This is a genomic window from Paenibacillus sp. WC2504 (assembly GCF_052682475.1).
Map to the genome: position 1 here is coordinate 1075684 of NZ_JBQZFH010000001.1, position 24726 is coordinate 1100409.

Annotated in this window: 22 protein-coding genes; 21 read left to right on the top strand and 1 reads right to left on the bottom strand. The window is 45.7% G+C overall.

What is annotated here, in order from left to right:
• Positions 1 to 288 precede the first annotated feature (288 nt).
• The 9 genes from ACUN27_RS04840 to ACUN27_RS04880 all read left to right on the top strand — a co-directional run bounded on the left by ACUN27_RS04840 (position 289) and on the right by ACUN27_RS04880 (position 13013).
• Complete coding sequence (locus tag ACUN27_RS04840) at positions 289 to 1143, top strand: ABC transporter permease (protein WP_379174100.1); 855 nt, start codon at positions 289 to 291, stop codon at positions 1141 to 1143.
• A gap of 15 nt (positions 1144 to 1158) precedes the next feature.
• Positions 1159 to 2031, top strand: a complete 873-nt coding sequence (locus ACUN27_RS04845) for a carbohydrate ABC transporter permease (protein ID WP_315953836.1) — start codon at positions 1159 to 1161, stop codon at positions 2029 to 2031.
• A 61-nt stretch (positions 2032 to 2092) separates the two neighbouring features.
• Complete coding sequence (locus ACUN27_RS04850; protein ID WP_315953837.1) at positions 2093 to 3769, top strand: extracellular solute-binding protein; 1677 nt, start codon at positions 2093 to 2095, stop codon at positions 3767 to 3769.
• A 95-nt stretch (positions 3770 to 3864) separates the two neighbouring features.
• Entirely contained in the window at positions 3865 to 4944 is a 1080-nt protein-coding gene (locus tag ACUN27_RS04855; RefSeq protein ID WP_315953838.1) for a Gfo/Idh/MocA family protein, read from the top strand.
• Between the two features lie 36 nt (positions 4945 to 4980).
• On the top strand, positions 4981 to 6000 hold the full coding sequence (locus ACUN27_RS04860) for a Gfo/Idh/MocA family protein (protein WP_326059195.1): 1020 nt from the start codon (positions 4981 to 4983) through the stop codon (positions 5998 to 6000).
• Between the two features lie 89 nt (positions 6001 to 6089).
• On the top strand, positions 6090 to 7040 hold the full coding sequence (locus ACUN27_RS04865) for a sugar phosphate isomerase/epimerase family protein (protein WP_326059196.1): 951 nt from the start codon (positions 6090 to 6092) through the stop codon (positions 7038 to 7040).
• 9 nt (positions 7041 to 7049) lie between these two features.
• The gene (locus ACUN27_RS04870; RefSeq protein WP_326059198.1) at positions 7050 to 8789 is read left to right on the top strand and encodes a hypothetical protein; all 1740 of its coding nucleotides are present in this window, start codon (positions 7050 to 7052) and stop codon (positions 8787 to 8789) included.
• Between the two features lie 16 nt (positions 8790 to 8805).
• Positions 8806 to 11028, top strand: coding sequence for a glycoside hydrolase family 88/105 protein (locus ACUN27_RS04875; protein WP_445558482.1), 2223 nt, complete (start codon positions 8806 to 8808; stop codon positions 11026 to 11028).
• Between the two features lie 275 nt (positions 11029 to 11303).
• The gene (locus ACUN27_RS04880; protein WP_445558483.1) at positions 11304 to 13013 is read left to right on the top strand and encodes a glycosyl hydrolase; all 1710 of its coding nucleotides are present in this window, start codon (positions 11304 to 11306) and stop codon (positions 13011 to 13013) included.
• A 59-nt stretch (positions 13014 to 13072) separates the two neighbouring features.
• Here the strand turns inward: ACUN27_RS04880 and ACUN27_RS04885 are convergent, their stop codons facing one another.
• Positions 13073 to 13579: a collagen-like protein gene (locus tag ACUN27_RS04885; RefSeq protein ID WP_379174098.1), complete on the bottom strand. Its 507-nt coding sequence runs from the start codon at positions 13577 to 13579 to the stop codon at positions 13073 to 13075.
• A gap of 467 nt (positions 13580 to 14046) precedes the next feature.
• Between ACUN27_RS04885 and ACUN27_RS04890 the strand changes: the two genes are divergently transcribed.
• From ACUN27_RS04890 to ACUN27_RS04945, 12 genes are all read left to right on the top strand, one after another.
• Entirely contained in the window at positions 14047 to 15081 is a 1035-nt protein-coding gene (locus ACUN27_RS04890; protein ID WP_326059202.1) for an HD-GYP domain-containing protein, read from the top strand.
• Entirely contained in the window at positions 15081 to 15377 is a 297-nt protein-coding gene (locus tag ACUN27_RS04895) for a response regulator transcription factor (RefSeq protein ID WP_315953845.1), read from the top strand. Before ACUN27_RS04890 ends, ACUN27_RS04895 begins: the two co-directional genes overlap by 1 nt.
• A 188-nt stretch (positions 15378 to 15565) precedes the next feature.
• The gene (locus tag ACUN27_RS04900; RefSeq protein WP_326059204.1) at positions 15566 to 16327 is read left to right on the top strand and encodes a YveK family protein; all 762 of its coding nucleotides are present in this window, start codon (positions 15566 to 15568) and stop codon (positions 16325 to 16327) included.
• Complete coding sequence (locus tag ACUN27_RS04905) at positions 16308 to 16973, top strand: CpsD/CapB family tyrosine-protein kinase (protein ID WP_315953847.1); 666 nt, start codon at positions 16308 to 16310, stop codon at positions 16971 to 16973. The genes ACUN27_RS04900 and ACUN27_RS04905 overlap by 20 nt, the downstream gene beginning before the upstream one ends.
• Positions 16974 to 17015: 42 nt before the next feature.
• The gene (locus ACUN27_RS04910) at positions 17016 to 18299 is read left to right on the top strand and encodes an efflux RND transporter periplasmic adaptor subunit (protein ID WP_326059205.1); all 1284 of its coding nucleotides are present in this window, start codon (positions 17016 to 17018) and stop codon (positions 18297 to 18299) included.
• A 21-nt stretch (positions 18300 to 18320) separates the two neighbouring features.
• Positions 18321 to 20042: a hypothetical protein gene (locus tag ACUN27_RS04915; RefSeq protein WP_326059206.1), complete on the top strand. Its 1722-nt coding sequence runs from the start codon at positions 18321 to 18323 to the stop codon at positions 20040 to 20042.
• Positions 20043 to 20055: 13 nt separating this feature from the next.
• Entirely contained in the window at positions 20056 to 20262 is a 207-nt protein-coding gene (locus ACUN27_RS04920) for a hypothetical protein (RefSeq protein WP_315953850.1), read from the top strand.
• A gap of 71 nt (positions 20263 to 20333) precedes the next feature.
• Positions 20334 to 21116, top strand: coding sequence for a hypothetical protein (locus tag ACUN27_RS04925; RefSeq protein ID WP_315953851.1), 783 nt, complete (start codon positions 20334 to 20336; stop codon positions 21114 to 21116).
• Complete coding sequence (locus ACUN27_RS04930) at positions 21116 to 21385, top strand: PqqD family protein (protein WP_315953852.1); 270 nt, start codon at positions 21116 to 21118, stop codon at positions 21383 to 21385. Before ACUN27_RS04925 ends, ACUN27_RS04930 begins: the two co-directional genes overlap by 1 nt.
• Entirely contained in the window at positions 21372 to 21827 is a 456-nt protein-coding gene (locus tag ACUN27_RS04935) for a signal peptidase I (protein ID WP_315953853.1), read from the top strand. Before ACUN27_RS04930 ends, ACUN27_RS04935 begins: the two co-directional genes overlap by 14 nt.
• 23 nt (positions 21828 to 21850) lie before the next feature.
• A complete protein-coding gene (locus ACUN27_RS04940; protein ID WP_445558484.1) occupies positions 21851 to 23641 on the top strand; it encodes an ABC transporter ATP-binding protein in 1791 nt (596 codons plus the stop codon).
• The gene (locus ACUN27_RS04945) at positions 23610 to 24641 is read left to right on the top strand and encodes a nucleotidyltransferase family protein (protein WP_445558485.1); all 1032 of its coding nucleotides are present in this window, start codon (positions 23610 to 23612) and stop codon (positions 24639 to 24641) included. The genes ACUN27_RS04940 and ACUN27_RS04945 overlap by 32 nt, the downstream gene beginning before the upstream one ends.
• Positions 24642 to 24726 lie beyond the last annotated feature (85 nt).

Genomic DNA, 24726 nt, shown 5'->3' on the forward strand with positions numbered 1-24726 from the left:
CTTATAGTTTGCAAGCCATAACGTTGCTGAGGACATTATACAATATTTTTTTCATATAAAAATCGCTTCCATCCATTACCTAATGAATTTATAGAATCTTCTATAATTTTTTAAGGGTTTTGATACACGAAACCGATATGATAGGATTCATACCAAAGATTGAGGGAGTGAGCAAGCATGAGCAGTCGAATCGAAGAACCTCCTGTCACGGTATCATCCGTGAACCTGCGCAAGACAGCTTCTTTAAAGCGAAGCAGGCGATTGAAACAAAATATTCCTTTGTTCATCATGCTGATTCCAGTTATCGCTTATTATGTGATATTCAAATATTGGCCTATGGGCGGACTTGTTATCGCTTTCAAAACCTATAATTTTGCGGATGGCATCTGGAATAGCCCTTGGGTGGGACTAAAGAATTTTAAACTGCTGTTTTCCAGCGCGAGCACGCTCCAAATCATTTGGAACACATTTTGGCTGAGCTTTCTAAGCCTGGTGCTCGGATTCCCGGTTCCCATTTTCTTGGCTGTTTTGCTCAATGAGGTCCGGAAGTCGTGGTTCAAAAAGTGGGTGCAAACGATCATTTATTTACCGCACTTCTTCTCTTGGGTCATTGTGTCGGGTATCGTATTATCGTTATTTGCAACCGATTATGGTTCCATCAATAAGGTGCTCAAACTGTTCAATCTGGAGCCGGTTACTTTTTTATATGAGTCGCATTCTTGGATAAGCATTTTTATCGGATCTGGCATTTGGAAGGAAATGGGCTTTAGTACCATCATCTACTTGGCTGCTCTAACGACCATTGATCCGTCGCTGTATGAATCCGCCTGCATGGATGGAGCTACCAAGTGGCGTCAGATGTGGCATGTAACGCTTCCCGGCATTCGGCACACCATTATTTTATTGCTGATATTAGCGATGGGTAAAATTATGGAAGTTGGGTTTGATCAAGTCTATAACTTACAGAACGCTGCTGTTGCGGACGTGTCGGAGGTTATCAGTACTTACATTTATAAAATAGGACTCGGCAGCTCGCAATTTAGCTTAACGACGGCCATGGGACTATTCGAATCGGTCATTAGCTGCAGTCTCGTGTTAATCGCAAACCGGATTGCCAAAAAATTTGATCAAGCCCTGTTCTAGAGAGGAGGACATGTAGTGAAAGCGACAAGAGGAGAAAAGCTTTTCTATACGATCAATTACGTGCTGCTTGCACTCATTGCCTTAACTTGCATCCTGCCGTTTATTCATATCATAGCGCTATCGCTCAGCGATCGGTCATCTGTAGATTCAGGTCATGTCTTCTTTTGGCCGATAGGGCTGCAGTTCACGGCATATAAAATTTTCTTCATCGCAAGCCCGGCCTTTAATGCTTTCAAAAATAGCATATTTATCACCGTGGTCGGCGTGGTATTAAGTTTATTGGGCACCATTTTAGCTGCTTATCCGTTGTCCAGATCCTATTTGTTCGCTCGTCGCTATCTGGTTCTTGGTATGGTGTTTACGATGCTATTCGCGGGTGGTTTAATTCCAACTTATCTCGTTGTAAAAAACATGCATCTCATCGATTCTTATTGGTCCTTATGGCTGACAGGCTTCATTAGTACTTATAATATGCTGCTGATGAAAAGCTATTTTGAGAATATTCCTTACGAAGTACAAGAAGCTGCGCGAATTGATGGATGCAGTGACACTGCACTGCTCATCCGAGTCATTTTACCCTTATCCTTGCCGATGTTGGCGACTCTGGCGTTATTTTATGGCATTAACTATTGGAACGCGTTCATGAGTGTTCTAATGTATATCAATAAGAGCGATATGATGAATTTAACTGTCGTTGTGCAAGCTATGCTGCAAAAGAACGATTTGCTCAACTCTCCTTCCCTGAATACGGAGGAGCAAGCAGCGGTTGCTACAGAGATGGTGAAAGCCGTGGGCGTTGTTGTGATGGTTGTGCCTATGCTGGTGATTTATCCTTTCTTGCAGAAGTATTTTGTCAAAGGCGTAATGCTTGGATCCGTTAAGGGTTAAAATCGTTGGTGTTCCCGTTTAACAAAACTTCACTATAAAATTTTGCAGGGGGAAAATGCACATGAAAAACATGAAACTGTGGCTTGGAATCACCGTAGGGGTTGTCGCGCTTGGTGCAACGTTGGTTGGCTGCAGCAGTGACAAAAAAGAAGGGACAGCAGCTACGACAAGCAGCAAACCGGGGGAAGAGAAACCGGCTAAGCGTGGCGATGTGACGGTATCCATGTACGACCGGGGGGCAGTACCTGCCTCAGAGGGATCGTATGAAGAGAATCGCTGGAGCAAATGGATCAATCAAAATGGACCTGTCAATGTGAAGTTTGTTCCTATCCTCCGCAGTGATTCAACGAAGAAATTGAACGTTTTGTTTGCGTCGGGTTCCGCTCCGGATATCGTCAACGAGTATAACACACCGTTTCGAGGAAGTTTGTACGATCAAAAACAACTGCTTCCCATTGATAACATTTTGCAATATATGCCTGAATACCAGAAGCTGCTGACGCAATATCCGCAATTGAAAAAGGCGGGGACGAAGCCGGATGGCAAGCTCTACGAAATTGGAAAAGTCAAAGAGGCTGTTCCTGCCCATATTTTACTCATTCGGACCGATTGGTTGAAGAAATTGAATCTGGCGATGCCGACAACAACGGATGAGCTATTAAAAGTGGCTAAGGCATTTGCTGACCAAGATCCTGATGGTAATGGTAAAAAAGATACGTATGGCCTGAATATGAGCACTTATTCCGAGCAAGCCATCAATGAGATGTTCGGCGAGAGCTCCTCGAGCTCGCTACTGGCTTGGGATCTGAAGGATGGCAAAGTTGTCCGTGCTTGGGACAAAGAGCTTGCTTCTCTCACCTTCAAGAAACGTCTCTATGATGAGGGCTTGATCGATAAAGACTATATTAACGATAAAGATGGCGCCAAGGCGAAACAGGACTTTTTAAATGGAAAGATCGGCATTTATGTGAAGTTCACCGGAGGTTGGTATGACTTTATCATGAATGACCTTACGACATTGCAGAAAAATGCGCCTGGGGCGGATGTCGCTCCATTAGGTTATCCAAAATCACCGATGGGGACATTTACTGGGGCCATTGATAATCCTGTTCAAATGACAACCGTTGTGAACGCTAAAGCGAAAGATCCGGAAGCCGTTGGCCGCTATCTTGATTTTATTATGAAGCCGGAAACCGCTAATAAAATTGTCAATGGTGATGAAGGCACACACTGGAAGAAAGCTCCCAATGGTTGTCCACAAGCAATAGACCCTGCAAAGTCCAAGAATGAAGTTAGCTACGCATATGACTATACAATGTTCTTCTCATCGGGCGTAGATAAATGTACGTATGTTCTGAATGGTTTTAATGCTGAAGTACCAGCGCAAAAAGCAGGAATGGATATGTATAAAGAAGTTCAGAAGCTCTATTTTGATCCGCAAAGAGAATATCCAGGCATTGCTTTGGGTGACCACATGCCGGTGTACAGCGCAGATCTTCAAGTCATTAACACAACGATTCTGAAAGAAAAAGGCGACTTATTCGTGAAAGCCATTCTCAGCGGCGCTAAGTACACGCCGGAGCAAGCGATCAAAGACTCGCAAGCGGCTTGGGCGAAAGCAGGCGGTCAACAGCTCGAGGATTTTATGAACAAATGGTATCAAGAGAATAAAGATACAGCGTTCCTGGCTAAGGATGCGATGATTATCGCGAAACAACAAATGGAAGCAGTCAAGTAAGTCATTCTTGAAGGAGGGCTGGATATCGATTAGGTTGCCTGCGCGTTCAGGCATCTCATCGGTGTCCAGCGTCTTGCATCATGGGGGGAATCATAATGAACAAAGTTAAAGTAGCTATCATCGGTTGTGGCGGTATCGCAACGGGGAAACATCTGCCAAGCTTGAGCAAAGTTGCGGAAGCGGAAATCATCGGTTTTTTCGACATCTTCCCCGCAAGCGCACACCAAGCAGCAGTGAAATTCGGCGCTCCCGGCGCAAAAGTATACGACGATTACCGCGAATTATTGGCGGATCCTGCAATTGATGTTGTACATATATGTACGCCGAATGATACGCATGCGGAAATTTCGATTGCCGCTTTGGAAGCAGGCAAGCATGTCATGTGCGAAAAGCCGATGGCGAAAACAGCTGCGGATGCCCGCCGTATGGTGGAAGCTGCCAAACGGACAGGCAAAAAATTAACGGTTGGTTATAATAATCGATTCCGAGCAGACAGTCAACATTTGAAACGAGTCGTTGAGAACGGCGATTTGGGCGAAATTTACTTTGCTAAAGCACATGCTGTTCGCAGACGCGGTGTCCCTACTTGGGGAGTTTTCCTGGATGAAGAGAAACAAGGCGGAGGTCCATTAATCGATATTGGCACACATGCGCTTGATCTGACATTATGGTTAATGAATAACTATGAACCTAGAGTGGTGCTGGGCACCGCTTATCATAAATTATCACGCAAAGAGAACGCTGCTAATTCATGGGGCCCGTGGGACCCAAATAAATTCAAGGTTGAGGATTCGGCCTTTGCTATGATTGTCATGAAAAATGGGGCCACCATTATGGTGGAGGCCAGTTGGGCGCTCAATACGCTGGATACCAAGGAAGCGAAGTGTACGCTTTGCGGTACCGAAGGCGGAGCGGACATGCAGGATGGGTTGCGCATTAATGGCGAGAGCCATAGCCGACTATATGTGAACCAAATGCAGTTCGAGGCCAAGGGTGCAGACTTCTACGAAGGCAAGAAAGAAAGCATGCAGGATAAAGAAATTCGATTATGGATTGATGCCATTATTCATGATAAAGAGCCGATCGTAACGCCAGAGCAGTCTTGCGTCGTATCGGAAATCCTTGAAGCGATTTATGAATCGAATCGAACTGGAAAAGCCGTCTATTTTGACTAAACGATGGATAAAGTATCGGAAAAGGAGTCTCAAACAATGATTAGAGTTGCGATGTTGAGCTTTTGGCATGTTCATGCCAAAGACTACGCACGTATGGCAAGTCAGCATCCCGACACCGAAATCGTGGCCGTTTGGGATGGAGATGCGCAGCGTGGCAGAGAAAAAGCCGATGAGTTCAGCGTCAGGTTTTATGAGAATCTGGAGGAGCTCTTGAGCAATCCTGACATTGATGCGGTTATTGTGGATACACCCACAACGGCGCACCGGGATGTGATTATCGCCGCGGCTCGTGCGGGTAAGCATGTTTTTACAGAAAAGGTTGTCGCTACTACAACAAAGGAATGCAAGGAAATACTAGCGGCGGTTGAAGCTGCCGGCGTGAAGCTCACCGTCTCTTTGCCGCGGCTGTACACCGGGTTCACTCAAAGCATCATGAAGTCTATTCATGAAGGTGATCTTGGCACGATATCGACAGTACGTATCCGGCTTGCTCATAACGGTGCGCTCCCGACGGAGAGTAATCCGAATGGCTCGCTGCCTTCGTACTTCTTCAATCTGGCGTCGTGCGGGGGAGGAGCCTTGATGGATCTTGGCTGCCATCCCATGTACTTAACCCGCTTATTCCTGGGTTTGCCGGAAAGCGTCAGCGCCAGCTTCGGCTACATTACGGGGCGCGAGGTAGAGGATAGTGCTGTAGCTACTTTGCGTTATCCAAACGGAGCATTAGGGATTGTTGAAGCGGGATTTGTGAATAGCTACTCGCAATTCGACATTGAGGTGCAAGGGACCGAGGGAAGCATGAAGTATTCTCGAACCGATGATCTGGTCTATATCCGCAGCTCCAAGTTATCAGGTGAGGCAGCAGAATGGCAAGTAGCTCAGGAACTTCCGGCGAGTCTGCCGACCCCGTTCGAACAGTGGGTGTCACATATGCAGAACCAAACAACAGCTTCAGAGAACATCCAATTAGCGCTTGATTTAACACGTTTAATGGAAGCATCGACGCAATCGGCACAGACGGGCACAGCTATTTATTTGCGAGATCTTACCGAATAAGGCGGTATTCCCGCAGAAAGGCCAGTTCATCCCCTACATATGGAAGCAGGGTGATCTGGTCTTTTTCATAAGAATAAGGAGGCATACAGATGATCGACAAAGGCGAATATTCGTTTTCAACGTGCTGGAATATTAAGAAACATACCATTGGCCGGGACATGGTGGAGGAAATTAAGGGACTTGGCTTTCGATATGTAGAACTGAATTATAATGTGACGGAAGAAATGATGAGAACTATTGAACCTATGATTGAAAAAGGGGAAATAGGCGTTTCGAGCGTGCACAATGTATTCCCGTTCATCGACGATAAGGATTATGATACCGATTCCGTAATGCTGGGCTTTGATGATGAAGAAAAGCGCAAACGCTCTGTGGAGCTGCTCATTCGATCCATGGAGTATGCCAACCGCTATGGAGCCAAAGCCGTAGTTGTACATCCAGGCGAAGTCCCTTTTGACTACAATATTGATCTGGATTTGAAGAAGCTTTATCAGGAGCATGGAAGGGCGTCGGCGGAGTATCAAGGGCTGTGGCGGAACATGCTGGAACGGCGCGATAGTCTCAGTCCTCGGTATACGAAACGGATTCAGGATAGCTTGGACGAAGTGAGTGATTATGCAGCGAAAAAAGGATGGGATATCGCGATTGGCATCGAAACGCGTTCGAGATCGTATCAGATGCCGACGCTGATGGAAGCCAAGACGATTTGCGACAATTTGGAGGGGAGCCCCGTTCGTCTTTGGTACGACATCGGTCACGCCATGATGATGGATCGAATGGGTTTGTACGACAATTTGAAGGAGCTAGAGGAAGTTAAGCAGTATATCTATGGTGTGCATATTCATGAAACACTCGGGCTTTCCGACCATTGGTGTCCTTATGTACATAGCAAGGATCTGCATTTCTTTGACCATTTCCTTGAAGCTATCGACATGGCCAAGGTTAAAGTGTACGAGTTGAAGGCTGTATGTCAACCGGATGAGATCGAGGAGAGCCACAGACTGATCACAAGTAAAATAGCGGCCGGGAAAGGGCAATAGGTGATACACATGGACTTCATATATAAGCGGTTGGTGGAAAATAACGACGAACTGGCAGCATCTGCGCTTAAAAGCCAAGTGCTTGATCCAGCATCCAAGTATTACGGTGGAATCATCGATGAGACGGGCATTGCGCGCGCTAGTCATCATAGTACACCTGTTTATATAGCTGCGTGGGCAGCGGCTTTGGTGAATCCGGACTCCAGATTCTACCATAGCGAGTCATTAGCAGCTTCCTTGGAGTTAGCAGCAGCGTTCATGCTGAACAGGCAGCATCCGGACGGGACGATTTCGCTGGGGTCAACCAATTATAACTCCCCGCCTGATACCGGCTTCGTAATTGGCGGCGTAGCGCAGATTTATCAGCTGCTCGCTGGTCATGATTGGTCGGTCCTACAGCCAATAGCAGCCAAACTAAAGCTATTTCTTGAACGAACCATACCGGCCATGCTGACGGGCGGCTGTCATACGCCGAACCATAGATGGGTGCTTACGGCAGCTTTAGCCCAGTTGTATGACATTTTCCAAAGGCCCGAGCTCCTCGCACGAGCGGATGAATGGCTCGCAGAAGGCCTGGATATTACGGCAGATGGCGAATGGACGGAACGGAGCAACGGAATCTACAATGCCGTCAGCAATGTTGCACTGTATCATACGGCTCGCGTCTTGCATCGTCCCGAATTATTGGATAGTGTGCGCCGGAATCTGCGTATGATGGTCTACCTCATTCACCCTTCAGGTGAAGTGGTGACCGACTATTCGGGCCGGCAGGATTTTGGCCAAACCTATGACATGGCTACCTATTATACGATTTATCGCCTAATGGCTGCTCATGACAAGGACCCGCTCTTCGCCGCCATGTGCGATTATGCCGCTGCTTTCGTCAAGCGTCCGGACGGTGTAAATAATAATGCTCTGCTGCATGTGCTGCTTTACCCGGAAGTAGGGGAAACCCTCCGTGATTTGGAACGCGCCGAACTTCCCGATCAATATGCTTGTATGCTGAATCAGCATCATCCGATGAATGAGCACCTGAACTTAATTGATGCTGTCGGTCATCATCTGAAAATTCAGCACAGCTCCATGCATCTGGCATTCGGAGCGCCGGTCGTGCGCATTCGCGAGAAGGATAAGAGCATAACGATTATGCCGCAAACGCCGTCCTTTTTCTCGCTTCGCCATGGGAAAGTCAGGCTGCTGGGCATTAAGCTGTCCACGTCCTTTTCTCCGGGTATTGTTAAATTTGATCAGCTAACCGCCCAAGATGGCGTCTATCGGCTAGGTGTCGTTATGGAAAAAGGCTACAATGGACCTATTCCACAGCAGCATCTTCCCCTTTCGGCGAAAGGGCCGGCAAGTCCGTGGTATTTGCTGCCGCATCAGCACCGGCCAATGACGCATCTGCAAACCCATGAGCTGCAGGTGGAAATTAAACAAAATTCGTCCGATTGGACGGTGCGCATACATTCCGATGAGCGTGAAGACGTCTTTACGCAGCTAACCTTTATTCTGGGCAATGAAGGAGCAGCAGAGGGAGAAAATCTGCAGGATGCAGGCGACGGGAAATATTTCCTCAAAAGCGGATCTATGACCTATCGGGTGGAGGAAGACAGCATTGAAATATCTTCGGGAGCTTTCGAACACTTATTGCCTATACTTCGTGAAGACCAGCACCCGACAGGCTGCCAATATGTCCATGTGAACTTGGTGACGCCGTTTGACCGAACCTTCACGGTACGATTGCTGTAGAAAGGATTGTGGAGAGATGACAACCTATTTCAATGAACAAGAGAGCATCCAGTCACGCTTAGGTACGGACGAAAAACGCACGCTGAAAGTGCTTGCTGATCGCTATATCGGAGCCAATCCGCCTGTGCCGTTTGCTTTTCGGGCGTTCAATCGAGCAGGTATTCTGCAAAATGACGAGGGGTTATTCGATCTCAATCTTCGTCATAGATTTCCTGAGGCAAAGCAGGGGCAAATTTCTTATGCTTATTCGCTTGTATGGAGTGATAGTGACCGGAATCTAGACGTGTTGATGCGTTGTTTGGGCCCGGTTCAGTTTTACTTTAATGATGAACTATCCTACCGTTCCAACGTTATAGATGAGCTGAAGCCGGATGCGACTGTCAAATTAAACCTCAATTTCGTCAAAGGCTGGAATCGTCTTTTCATAAAAGCGAAAGTGACCCCGGCGGGATTCGGCTGTTTATTCGGATCGGATGAAGCTAAAGTAAGAATTCTAAATGTGCGTTCTCCTTTTGCTGAAAGAGCGGGCCAGGCGGGATGGGTGTATTCCGTTCCAATCGACGCTGATCTGTTCGAGGAGAATCCGCTGCCGGCATCGTTCTCTTCCGAGAAGGAGCAGGGCCTTAATTGGCTTCCGGGATCGGACTGGAGTGAAGAGGAGTTGGCGTTACAAGTTTGCGAGCGCTTATTCGGTCTTCAGCCAGGCAAGCGGGCCTACGCTTGGACCCAGCTGAACGCTACCGGCATGGGGCGGGCTCCTTATGTGTTAAAAGGGAGCACAACCGGACCGCTGACGGTCTGGGTGAACGGTCATCCAGTCGCTGCGGTCCAAACGGAAGGCAGCTTTGAAGTGGAGCTGCTGCTCGCCTTCGGCAAACACGATATGGTGATCCGCAGCGAGTGCGTACTGGCTTCACGCGCGTGGGGCTTCACCGTGCAGGCTTATGCGGGCGGAGAACATTTACCGTTCCATGCGCCTGTAGACGTGCATGGCTCGAATGAGGCATGGCTCTATTTGGGTCCTTTTGATGCAAATGTGGAACTGAATGAGAACGAAATCGCTACGACGAAGCGAGTTTTTGCGAACCATTATTGGCGCTTAGACCGCCCGGAGACGTGGATTCGTCCCTATTATGAGAACGCCATGCTGAGCAATAAATGGACCGTTGGCAATGTGACCAACTTTGCTCGCTGGGATTATCCGCTGGGGGTGACCATCTACGGGCTGCTGCAAACCGGCCGTTTGCTGGAACGGCCGGATATTCTCTCGTATGCGCTGGAGCATGTTCAAAGCTGTACGGATATGTTCGAGTACTCGCTATGGGACCGCGAGCAGTACGGGTTCCCGGCCATCAATCAGCAGCTGGTCATGATGAAAATGCTCGACAACTGCGGATCATTCGGATCGGCCATGTTGGAATCGTATAAGGAAGATCAACATGCAGGTTATCTGCCGATTGCACAAAGGATTGCCGACTTCATGCTTCTGCAGTTGGAGCGGAAGGAAGACGGAGCCTTTTATCGTGTGTGCCAGGATGAGTATTCGGAGAATACCATGTGGGCGGACGACCTTTATATGAGCACGCCTTTCCTGTGCCGCTATGCGGCAGTAACGGGAAATCGTGAAGCGCTGGATGAGGCGGCGAAGCAGTTCCTATTATTCCGGAACTACTTATTTATGCCGGAGCAGCGCATCATGTCCCACGTATTTGATTTCAAATACGGGATGCCGACAAGGATTCCGTGGGGGCGCGGCAACGGATGGACCTTATTCTCACTGACCGAGGTGCTGGAGGCTTTGCCGGCAGATCATGCGCTTCGCGCTGAGCTTGTCCGCTTCTTTAACGAGCTGTGCGCAGGTTATGCCGAGCTTCAAGCAGCAAGCGGACTGTGGCATCAGGTATTGAATGATCCTGATGCGTATCTAGAGGCTTCTTGTACGGCGATGTTTGCGTATTCGTTTGCCAGAGGCGTCCGCTTTGGCTGGCTCGCGGAGCCGCAGCGGTACATACAGGCTGCGCTTAAAGCATGGGATGGCTTAACGCGGTATGCCATAGACGCGCAGGGTAACGTGCACGGCGTTTGCAGCGGCTCGCGGTATGCTTTTACAGCGGACTATTACAAGAAGGATCTGCTTACCGTTACGAACGATAACCATGGGGTAGGCATTATGATGCTGGCGGGTACGGAGATCGTTAAGCTGAAGGGTTGGTTAAAGGAACTGGCAAGCAGGGATTGAAGACCGTCTGTCACGGCGGATTTTATATTCAAAAAGTTCTATTTTTCTTTGTCGATTTCTGACAGGAATAGCGCTTATAGTTCTTTCCTCTAGTATGCGAGAGAGATTCTCTCGATATATTAGAGGTTTTTTTTGTGTTTTCTACAATTTTTTACAGGTAACCTAAGCAAATAGTGCTAAAGGTACATAGTATAGGATTATGGCAGTCATACAATTTGCTAGATTCATATAACATGTCCGCCATTATACCAATACATTGCGAGGTGAGTAGGATGATGCTTCCGATTAATGCAAAGGCTAGCCAGAAAACGGTTGATGTTTTGAACTATTTGTATGCAATATCAGGTTCCAAAACATTAACAGGTATTCATAACTGGCTGGAGGACCCCAGTGGTTATGTCAATGAAATTAACAAACTGTACGGTGATTACCCTGGTGTTGCCGGGTATGAAATGGGACCCATTTCAGGTCAGACAGCTGCGCAGGTCACATCTCAAAGACAGAATGTAACGAATGCAGCGAAGAAATATGTTCAAAGTGGCGGTATTGTGACCGTGATGTGGCATCAGAATTATCCACTCACAACCTACACCTGGTCCAATGTTCAAAGGAGTACGACGGATGCGGAATTCAACCATGTGTGTACGCCTGGTACAGCAGAGTACAATTGGTTAATCTCGGAGTATGACAAGGTTGCGGTTTTTTTGAAACAACTCAGAGATGCCAACGTTCCTGTTCTTTGGCGCCCGTACCATGAGATGAACGGTGGCTGGTTCTGGTGGGGGAAGAAGCAAAATTTTAAGCTCCTCTGGGACATTATGTATGATCGGTTTACGAATTTTCATGGCTTAAATAACTTGCTTTGGGTTTGGAACGCCAATGCACCTAAGAGTTCAGACATTAACCCTTACTTGACACATTTCGTAGGGACAAGCAAATGCGATATTTTAGGAACGGATTTATATATGTATGGGAGTGAACCCTTTAAGCAGGAATATTATGATGGTCTCGTGGCTATTTCAGGTGGCAAACCGGTTGCTATTGCAGAAATCGGTCAATTATTTCCGAGCTCAACCTTTGCGAAGCAACCCAAATGGGCATGGTTCATGGAGTGGGCAAATTATTTATATGACTATAATACCTCCGCTCAGCGATATGCCTTATATTCGACTTCTTTAGAAAGAATGTTGAGTCGAAGTAAGATCAATATCCCCACAACACCGATTCCGGATACGCAAGCACCGACAATGCCATTGAATTTGGCGGCGTCTTCCAAGACCATGACTTCGGTTACACTGACATGGATGGCATCCACGGATAATATTGGCGTTACGGGGTACGAAGTTTATGTAAATAACACAAACTTAGCGGGAACTACGACCACGACCAGCTTCACGGTCACGGGTCTAACGGCGAATACGGCGTACCGTTTTCTAGTAAAAGCCAAAGATGCTGCGGGAAATAATTCTGCTTTTACGCCACCGTTAACGGTGACAACCGATGCCATTTATACGGGGTTTGTTCGTGGAATTAATTTCGGAGGGGCATCTGTCACGATGGATGAGCAAGCATGGTTAGCGGGAGATAATGTTCTATTCACGTATTCCTCCAATACCAAAACTTACGTCAATTCGCCGGCAATTACACCGGTTCCAGCTGTTGATAGCGTTTCAAGCGTAATGCTTAATTCTAAAATTTATGCTTCAGAATCCAGTTTTACGGTTGCTCAAGCGCTGTCCAACGGCAATTATCAAGTGTATGTTTGGTCTCTTGAAAGTTCTCAAACAAATCCATCTGCTTTCGATTTGGTTCTTGAAGGTAGCCAGGTAACAACAGCTCCAATCGGTATATTAGCGCTAAACAGCTGGGCCAAATATGGTCCTTACGGTGTCACCGTAAAGGCCGGCGTGCTGAATATGGAGGTACGACGGGTAATTGGCGATCCGAGCCTGGCGGGGATGGCCATCTACACAGCCGCCGTGTAAAGCAGAAAGTCCGACACCCACTTATCGTGTGTGTCGGACTTTCTGCTTTCATTGCTCTGTTAGCATGTGAAGGAATCGATAAAACGTAAATCGATACCGAAAAACATCCAGGAGAAACCATTCCAACGGAAGCCGGCAATGGAATTACGACCGACAAAAGTCGGATAATACCAGAACTGCTGGCCATTGCTTAGCCATACATAGGTGAAGCGGAACATGCAGCGTCTAATGCCACCCGGATCTACAGCGAATGTAGAACCAGCCACAGATTGCGGCTTTTGCGGGGTATACGCAGGCGGAGCCGAAGTTGGCGCTTGCTCATTGCCGCCTGGCACGCCAGGTTGCCCTGGGAATCCAGGCTGCCCCGGGAATCCAGGTTGCCCTGGGAATCCAGGTTGCCCTGGGAATCCAGGTTGCCCTGGGAATCCAGGCTGCCCCGGGAATCCAGGTTGCCCCGGGAATCCAGGCTGCCCCGGGAATCCAGATTGCCCTGGGAATCCAGGCTGCCCTGGGAATCCGGATTGCCCTGGGAATCCAGGCTGCCCTGGGAATCCAGGCAAGCCCATGCCAGGCAAGCCGGGAAGCCCGAGCATGCGTGTGTCATATACAGGTACCCAAGCGTAGGCTTGCGGTACAGGATAGCCGTATGCATAAGGCACGGATTGAGGATAGGCTTCCGCATACGCAGGGTCAATTTCGGGCTGCTGCAATACGTCAGTGTCCCGTTCCAACTGCCGAGTCTCTTGTTTTTTGTTTGAAGTCATGGATGTAAGTTCCTCCTTAGGTTAAAGCGGATTAGTCGATACTTACTATATGCAGGAGGCTAGACGAATGTCACGGTTAGAACTGGTCAAGAGGAGAGATTTTGCCAAACTATACCATTAGTCCTAATTATATTTTGATTTATGAAGGCTCTAGTCTTTTTATCCTAGTGATAAAGGAAAAATACGGGATTTACCTCCCATGGTTGGAACCTAATTTGTCGTATATAATAGAAATTGGTTATATTTTGAAATAATTGGGGCGGGGTTAATTGAAAGAACTTACGGGGAAAATGTTGAAATACGATGTAACAACGAGCTATGGGCTTGTATTGGCACCAAGCTTAACCGTTCTTACGGCAGAGCATTTAGATTTATTTAGACAGCATCGTATTGACTTCATGGACATTATTACGACAAATCCCCAAGAGCAACTGGAACAAGAACTAGTCGTCGCCGACACCCAAGATTCTTCAGAAATTCTAGTACAGCAAGCTTCTCAGCTCGCCAAGAAAATATTTGAGCAAATAGAGTCAGAGAATAAAATCCCATTGCTTGAAATTAAGAATCAACTCATTCCTATTGTTCAGCAAGCTGCCGAACATCCTGATTTATTCGAATTGCTTGAAGCTGTCAAAGCCAAAGATGAGTACACGCATCAGCACAATGTCGGAGTAGGGGTACTTTCGACCCTAATTGGAAAGTGGCTTAAGATGGATGATAAAGAGATAGCCTTGTTGACGCTAGCTGCTACTTTGCATGATGTTGGTAAAATTAAAATATCGCAAGACATTCTCCAAAAGCCAGGGAAATTAACCAAAGATGAATTTAACACCATGAAACAGCATACCATTCGGGGCTATAACATGCTTAGGGAAACGGTTGGAGTCAACTACCGAGTTTCACTTGTTGCGTTGCAGCACCATGAGCGAGCAGACGGAAGTGGATATCCTATGGGTTTAAAGGATAGCCAAATCGATCGCTTGAGCCGGATTGTTGCCGTTGCCGATGTCTTCCATGCCATGTCCTCGAATAGACCTTATCATGACATGATGCCGTTCTACGAGGTTGTGCGACAGATGCGCGCAGGGCTTTTTGGAGAGTTGGATCCACATATCGTATCCGTGTTTCTGAGAAATATTATTCGAAGTTTAGTTGGCAGGAAAGTGAAATTGACGGATGGTCGATGGGCGGAAGTCGTCTATATTAATCCAACAGATGATACAAATCCACTTGTAAGAGTCGATGAAGCATTTGTAGATCTTAGCCGAGAACGCCACATTCATATAAAGGAAGTTGTTGTATAATGCATAATTCAAACGCAGAGAATACAGTTTTGCAACAATTTTTCACAAATTATGGGCTGACGCAGCGAGAATCGGAAATCCTTTCCCTTATCGCAACTCACGGGTACACAAACAAGGAAATTGCTGAAAGCTGTTGCATCAGCGAGAAAACAGTCAAGATTCACCTAGCGAATATTATGAGTAAAATCGGCATTGGCTCGATGCGCCGGCTGCTGGCACTACTTTTGCAGCAAGCGTTGATGGTTTCAGGACTTAAAAGTGAGAAGAATTTAGTGAAATCCGTAGGGATGAATTAACAAAAAGAGAAGGCCTTTCGAGGTGCTTTTCTTTTTTTTTTATATGCATTTTAGGTGATACAATTTGGAACTTAATAAAGGAATATTTTGTTGACATGATACGAAAAGTATCTTAAAGTAATAATAGAATTAAGATACAAATAGTATCATTTAATTTCGAAAAAGATGACTTCTCACGGAGGGGAAACATGGAAATTAATTTAAAAGAATATTTGATGATTATAAAGAAGCGTTGGTGGCTTATTGCATTAATTGTATGTGGTAGCACCATTCTAACCGCCATGTATACGACAGCCAATTATGTTCCGATTTATCAGGCTTCGACAAAATTGATTGTCAACAAAACATCTGAACAGGGTCAACTAGGTACAGAGCAAATCGATTATGGAGCAATCGGCGTTAATATGGCCCTCATTAATACTTACAAAGAAATCATTAGAACTCCGGCAATTATGGATAAAGTAGTTCAACGCTACCCTGACCTCAACGTATCTACCGACCAATTAATTTCTATTGTTAATGTGTCGAACCTCAATGAAACGCAAGTGATGTCGATTACGGCCCGACATATTTCACATGATCGAGCGGTGAAGATTGCGAATGCCGTATCGGATGTTTTCCAAACCGAGATCCCCAAAATTATGAAGGTCGATAATATCACCATTCTGAATAGAGCCAAAGTTCAGGACAATCCTATACCTGTCAATCAAAAGTCGAACCAATATATCATTCTTAGTTTTGTTGCCTCGCTCGCTGTTACAGTTGGTATCATTCTTCTGCTCGATGCTTTAGATGATACTTTGAAAACGGATGAAGATGTTCGAGAGGCTTTTGAACTCTCAACCTTAGCTTACATACCGAAAGTGAAAACCAAAGCACTAAGGACGGCGCAGAAAAATAAATCCAGAAAAAAAGTAGAGGATATTGCTTATGCCAAAACTATCCACTGATGCTTCCATAACGATGCAAAAGAATCCCAACTCTCCTGCATCCGAGGCTTATAGATCTTTAAGATTTAATATTGATTGTTCGGTATTCGGGCGTGAAGCAAAGACAATTACCGTCACATCTTCAGGCAGAGGGGAAGGGAAAACAACGACGGCCATTAATTTAGCCGTTGCGTATGCACAAACGGGCAAGAAAGTGGTGCTCGTAGATGCCGACCTGCGAAATCCATCGATTCACTTAACGTTTCGTGAAGATAATGGAAAAGGGCTGACCAACTATCTGGCTAATCAGAGTACATTGAACGAGATCGTGCGAGAATCTTATATTGAAAATTTATCATTTGTAACCTCGGGTCCGGCCCCTCAAAATCCCTCTGGCTTATTGGCATCCCATCAAATGGATGTCTTGCTGGCAGAGCTTAGTACGACATATGACATGGTTATTGTGGACACTACGTCCATTCTAACGGTTACAGATGCCAAGATTATGGCAACAAAGTGCGATGGGACACTTCTCATCGTCAAATCCGGTAAAGTCAAACGCGGGATCGCCAAGAAAGTGAAAGAAGAGCTCCATCTGGCAAATGTGAATTTAATTGGCGTCGTCATGAATGAAGTTAAAAGCGATCATGCGTCGTCGTACCTTTGACCGTTGCGGGAAATCAAAGTAAGGGGAGAGAGTTTATATCCAATGAGAAAAAAACGGCGGAAGCAGCAACCGAAAGTCGTGAGAACCCTTTGCATTTTGACTTTAAGCATTGGCATATTGGCCGGGTGCTCGGATACGGCAGTAAACAATGCAGACAGCAATTCCATGTATAGTGATCAAGCACCGAAAAGCATTAAAGTCTTCAAGGTTATTAAACAAAAAATAGGTGACCCATTGGAGCGTGTAGCAGAAGCACAATCATCAGCCCAATTTGACCTTACATCCAAGGCAGCCGGAGATATTGATCAGATTTTGAAAAAACGCGGAGATATGGTTCAAGAAGGCGATGTGATTCTTCGGTTGAGATCCGGCGATCTCCAGACACAGAGAGAGACCGCGGCTCTTGCTGTGCAAACGGCTCAGGATGCGATAGAAAAAGCGAAAATAAGAGCTAAAAAAGACACGCAAAACCAAAAGTTGGATATGAGCAATGCCATTCAAAAGATGGAGTTGTCGATGACTGGTTTAATGCGAAATTACAATAAAATGAAAAACGATTATGATATCGGACTGGTTACGAAAGCTCAGCTATACCAGATGGAGACTCAAATGATGAGTGCCCGCATGGATCTGGATCAGCTTAAACAGAAACTAAGCGCTGTAGAACCGCAGGAAGTTTCTCCTGAATTGGACGTGCAGCTCAAAAATGCTCAGGTTAACCTGCAGCAGCTTGACCAAGCTATGAAAAACCTTGAAGTGCGAGCTACGGTAAGCGGCTTATTGACGGAGATGCCGATGGAAGCAGGCATGGCGCTGCAGCCGGGAGCTAAGGTCGGGGTTATTCAAAGACTGGACCCGATTAAAATTAAAGCACAGCTATCGGAAGCGGAAACGAACCAAATCGGTAATAAGACTCAGCTTTCTTATTTCGTAGTGGGAGCAAATGAGAAATTCAAGGGAGCCATCAGCTATCTCTCCAAAGTGATCGATCCCGAAACGAAGGCCTATGAAATTAATCTCGAAGTGCCGAATAAAGATTTGTCATTGAAACCTGGAATGAAGCTGAAGCTTCAACTGACGGAAGATCAGGACCAGATTGTAGTGACGGTTCCTACCTACAGTATTGTTAAAGAAGGTGACAATGCTTACGTATTTGTGCTCAATGGAGACACCGTAGAGAAACGCAGCATTCAATTAGGCAGATTGAACGAGCCTAATCAAGAAGTGCTCTCGGGCCTCAAAGAGGGAGAACTGGTCGTAAAAACGAGTCCAAGTCAGTTAAGCAATAAAGAAAAAGTTCAAATGACGGCTATTGAAGAGCAATAAATAAAATTGGAGTGACTTGACTTGAAAATAAATTGGAAACATACGATGGTTATGTTCATTTTATCCGTTTCACTCGTGATTCCATCAGCGGCTTTCCATGTAGCAGCCGATGAAAAATATACCTCAACAACGACGGTGAAAAGCTATCCTTTGACGAGTGATATCAAGGTGGAAGTGAAAAGTATTTTAAACGAATCAACTCCCGAAGGAGCTCGAATCGGCACTGTTGTACGCTTGTATAACGATGGGGATCGCCTAACGGGCGTACCGGAGTATGAAGTTCGTGCCAAGACGCAAGAAGGCTTGGAATATATCATGCGTCCAAGTCAGGCTAACGCCAAGAACATTCAGCCCAAAGAGACGGTAGAGCTTAGTTATATGACGGTCATCGAGCGCTTTGATGTCTTTTCATTAACGGATCTTTCCTTCTATGATGTTGACGAATTCGTCTATCCCAAGCAAGAAAAGAAAATCATATCCCTGCCGATTTCCGACATAGAATGGAAGGGTGAAAAGGCTAATCTTACCGATCCTTCCACGATGAAGAAGTGGGATGATCAGTTTACGATCCCGGTGCTGTCCAGCACGCTGTCATACAAGCCGGTTAGTCTTACTGAACAGAATACGCCGGACGGGCCTATGACCATTGTGGCATTGCTTGCTAAAAATACGGGGGATAAGAAAACCAACATCCCTGACTTCCGAATCAATGGCAAATTAGAGAATAAAATTTATAGTGGAAAACGGATAGAGAAAGATCCGATCACCCTCGACCCTGGGGAAGAGAATTATGTTCATTATGCCATTCCGATCAGAAATAAGATGGATTTGAAAAGTTTATCGGTCCTGACGCCAGAAGACTTTGTAGGTGAGGACAAAAAACATACCGAATATTTGATTGGCAGATTGACAATTACGCCGCCAGGAGCCAACGATGTACGGTACTTTATGAATCAATTGTCACAATATGAGTGGAACAAACCGCTTCAGATAGATCCTTTAACGAAGCTGATTCGGCCAGAAATCAGTGTTTCCATGGTAGATCTTCGTGTCTATGAAAGCGCGGGTGGCGGTTTTAAAGCGGCTGTGGCCAAATTCAGGCTGCTCAATAAAAGTGAGAATCCCTTGCCGGTTCCTCTCTTTCAGACGGTCCTAACCAGCAGCAGCGGTAATAAATATTTGGGTACAAGACAAAATACGCAGGTGGAATCACTCATTCCTAACCTAAGCTACGTCATCTACTATTCCTTTATTATTCCTAATGCAGAAAACGGTGAGCAGTTGGCCATGGAAATTACGGATGGGAAAAGTGTAGAGCCTTACAACCTTCCACTTGCAGCCTTCAAGACGAAAGTTATGGATGAGACGGACGATAAGGATGCAGCCTTCTTTCCTTTCCAAGTCACGTTGAATAATTGGTCAATTGGAATCAACTACAATATGGGACAAGGAAGCGTACCCTACTCATATAAAAACAATCTGGATTTCGGGATTAAACTTCAGGATGAAATCGTCGTTGATAAAAGCTTTTCTCAAATGAGGCTTGAGTTCGCCGATGCCAAAAACAGAATCATGGCTTCCAAAGTGTTATCCTTTACAGGAGATAATAAGCTGATTAGCGGTGCACAATCCATCGATTTTAACGCGGACCGATTGGAAAATACCGTCTATCTTCGGATCTATGAAATCATTGATACACCATTTGGTGAAGCAAGACGCCTTGTCCAAACTATGAAACGATAGGAGAGCGAATGCGATGAAAGACGAAACGAAGAAGGTACCCAAAGTATATATTCGCCCAATGGTTCTAAGTCAACAGCCGGTTCGCTTTGAGACAGCGCAGAGCTGGAATAAAGGCCACGGCAATTTGAATCACCCTGGTAAAGGAAATGGCGGCATTAATTATCCCAACCCTCCGTATACCGGACCTCATAATGGCAATGGAAACGGCAAAAATAAGTGAAATTAGTCGAAGAGGTTAACGGCTAACTGCCGTTGACCTCAACGATCAATAAAGTCCCAAGGGGATGTACAATGGCGCGCATGCACACAACGATTGGGGAGCATCTTGTTCAAATGATTTGCGACTCCGATCAGATGACGTACTGGATTGAGCGGAATTTCCCAGTGGTAGATACGAGCAATCGGAACCCGGATCTCTTCATTAAACTGACAGAGGGATATGGGACTCCTTTTGTTGACTATCACGTGGAGATTTCCAAAGACTCACACAAGATTTTATTTCAGAGGGCAGATTACAGCATCGAGACTAGTTTGGATTATCGGGAATCTAACATTTCTGTGCATAATGAGTTGGCGCTAAAGCACGCGTTAATGAATCTATACAGCTCCTATCTGGTCTATCATCAGTGGGGACTGCTGATTCACTCATCATGTGCGATAGATAAGGGCAAAGCCTACATGTTTGCGGGACACTCGGGGGCCGGCAAATCTACGGCGGCTAAGCTATCGCATCCCCGGGAGCTGCTTTCCGATGAGGCAACCATTATTAAAATCACTCCTGGTCAGGTTACCGTCTATGATTCTCCATTTCGAAGTGAACTGGGAAGAACAGGTGTAGGTGAAGTTAGTCCGTTAACCAACATATATCTCTTGCATCAGGCCATGGAACATCATATCGTTCCGCTTAGCAAATCGAACAGCCTTCTTTTTCTTATGAATAAAGTGTTTTATTGGTCTCACAGTTTGGAAGAAACAAGGAACATCTTCCGACTGCTGCAGCAAGTCGTTCATTCGGTTGCAATTTCCGAGCTGCATTTTCAAAAAAACGAGACATTTTGGGAGCTGATATCCTGATGACCAAATACCTTCGAATGAATGATTATGAGTTTATTCAGCTGGATGTGGAATGTATTATTTTGAACACGGATGAATTTACGCTGACGAAATTAAATGAAGTAGGCGGCTACTGCTGGTCGTTACTTGGTGAGGCACAGACAGTAAGCTCAATAAGCGAGGCAGTTCGTGAGGAATTCGCAACCGTCGGCGAGAGTGTCGAAGAGGATGTTGAAGCCTTTTTAACGGAGATGATAGGGCGGGGTTTGGTCCAATATGCTGTTTCCTAAAGAATCCATACAACTTCTTACACGTGTGATGGCCAAAAATGGCTGGATTGAACTTCCGGCGCGAGGAACGAGTATGTATCCCTTTATCAAAAAAGGTGACATTTGCCGATTCAGCGTTACTAGCACGGAAAGCATAAAGAAAGGCGATGTCCTTTTATTTCGTACATTAGGCGGAAACTTGGTGGCTCATCGATTTTGCCGGATGGTCACAAGGAATCAACAGCTGTATTACCTATGCAAAGGTGACACCAATTTAAAGCATGACGAAGCAATTGGGCTGGATCAATTGATCGGGAAACTGACTTGGATTGAGCGGAAAAGGCGGATCATCCATACAACGGATCTATATGCTCATGTTTGGGGAAGAATTATTCTAACATTTCCAATGATTGCGCTATTATTAAGATTTTATCTAAATAGGAAAGAAAGCTTTCAAGTCTAGACTTACAGTGGAGTGTCGCGGGTATGATGGGAAGATTGGCCATAAAAGATGTTCGCACGACTTACTCCATATTGAAGCCCTACATGATTGCGCATCGTAAGGCATACATGGGGCTATTCCTCTTGTTATTCGTGGATATCGCCTTAACGTTATCCTTCTCATGGTTCTTTGGCCATCTCACGGATGCGGCTATTCATAGTCATTTTGGACGAATGAAATGGTTGGTGCCTTTAGGCGCGTTTCTGGTTGCCGTAAGTATTGCAGCGACGTACCTGACAACACTGTGGGAGACCATCGCAACAAATGGGGTAAAAAGAGACTTCTCCGCAGATGTGTTCAAACATATTATGCAGCTGCCTGGAAAGCATATCGACGGTAAACATTCTGGGGATCTATTGGCGCATTTCACGAATGATATTCATAACCTGGATGGCATTATTGGCAGCAGCCTTATTTATTTGGTTAAATTACCGTTCATTTATCTGGCTGTTTTCATTTACTTGCTTCAAATTAGTTGGAAGCTAGCGCTCGTAAGCATGGTTGTGGCTCCAATTGCCATGGTTTCCGGAGTTATTTTTGGTTTCATGCTTCGAAAAAATAACCGGTTGATTCAGGATTTAGTAGCACGAATGAACGTGCTGCTGAATGAAACGTTCAGCGGTTTGTTCGTTATCCGTTCTTTCCTCATGGAAAAGTTCATTTTCGCCAAATATGTAAGTAGGAATCAGGAACTATATGCACTAGAGCTGCGGAATGCCAAATTGCGCGGATGGTTTTATGTGGGGAGCCAGGCGGCTGCCTCCGTCACATTTCTGATAAGCCTATGTTTGGGTTCGTACTACGTCTCAAGCGGTGTCCTGACGGTAGGTGCCCTATTAACGTTTATCAACCTTGTTAACCACTTGGTATATCCGCTGACAGAGCTGGCCGGACAATGGGCAGGCCTGCAAAAATCCGTTTCCGCCATGGAAAGGATATTTAAGATCCTGGATACAGAGATTGAATCCGACAGCTTGCCTGAGGCGATTGCCTATAAGCCTATGTTGTCAGCCATTCACTTCAAAGATGTTTCGTTTAGCTATGATGGGCAGAAGCTTGTTTTCGATCAATTTAATTTGCAAATTCCGCCCGGAAAGATCGTCGCTATTGTCGGTTTAAGCGGGGCAGGAAAGAGCACGTTGTTCCACTTGCTTCAGGGCTTTTATTTGCCGCAAGCTGGTAGCATCACAATCAACGGTCATTCGACTGCTGCGCTGACTGTTTCCGAACAGAGAAGCTTATTCGCTCATGTTTCCCAAGAAACCGTGTTGTTCAGCGGTACGGTCCGAGAGAATCTGCAGCTAGCCAAACCTGGCATCACAGATGCCCAGATGATACAGGCGGCGTCTATTGCCGGCATACATACCTTTATCACCTCTCTTTCGAATGGGTATGATACCGAAATCGGGGAGAGAGGCTCTAGACTTTCCGGTGGGCAACGGCAGCGTATGGCTATTGCACGTGCCCTGTTAAAGGATGCGCCTATCCTCCTGTTGGATGAAGGGACGTCAGCTTTGGACAGCGAAACGGAGTATCATGTGCAAAAGGCGATGGAAAAGCTGCTGCATAATCGCACCACGTTAGTGATTGCTCATCGACTATCCACCGTGCAAAATGCGGATCTCATTATTGTTATGGATGAAGGAAAGATCGTGCAGATGGGCCGTCATGAAGAGATCATTAGGCAGGAAGGGCTGTATCGTCGATTATACCGGTTGCAGTCGGAGAAAGGAGCTTCAAGTGATGATCATTCCTTTGATACAAGCGTTGTATGATCCGCGGGCTTCTTTTCCTCAGGATGTTACCTTTTATGAAAAAGCGTTAGAGGATATTGCTTACTTTGGCGTAGCTTCCCAGGTTTATTTTTTAATCCAACAGCAAGGCAGAGGGTCGCAAGTTCCACTCTTTTTTCAAGAACGATTAAAACAAGACTATGATGAAACGTTATATCTCAATCTTTTTATTAAAAATCAAACGGACCGGCTGCTGAAGAAGTTCGAAGAATTGGCTATTTGTGTCATTCCGCTTAAAGGCGTCTATTTTGCTGAGAAATATTTTGGTCATCTTGGAGCCAGAGGGACAACCGATATTGATGTGTTGGTGCAGAAACATGATTTGGAGCGGGCTATTCAGTGTGTGAAGTCGCTGGGGTATACCATCGAGCAGGATTGCACAACGTCGCATTTCCACTGGAGCTTGTCTAAACCGCTGCCTTACTGTTCGGTTCCGCTCACGGTTGAACTCCATTGGGATTTCCTGATCGAGAAAACATCAAACTTAAATATGGACGAATTTTGGGGAGAAGCGTTGCCGATGGCATCCTTCCAATATGTCAAGGAGCTGTCTGTTTACCATTCGTTTTACATGATTTGTCTACATGGCTGGAGTCATTATATGAATTCGCCCAAATATTTTATAGACATTATCCAAATTCTCCATGCAAGGCGAGATCAGATTGACTTTAATCGATTATTAGAGGATGCCGCTACACATAAAACGCTGCGCCGAATGATAAGAACATTGCTTATCGTGTATCGTTATTTTCCTCATTTATCGGAGATCAAGGAATTGCCGTTGCCATTGCCGCTTCAAAGCAAAATTAACTTTGAGGGGGCGTATAGGGGAAGCAAAAGTCGAAATATTAAGCAATTTGTAAGTAAAGTTTATGATAAGTTTTTCAATTTTGATTCCCTTGGACATTCATGGGCAGCACTCGTTCAATTCGTATGTAATTTAGGAAAAATGATGTTTTCGAGCGAGATGAAAAAGTTTTAGTTAGCAGTTGACAGTAAAGAAGTAAGATGATATCCTGAAATTGTTCTCGATAAAGAACGACAAGTGGTCAAATAAATGAAAAGTA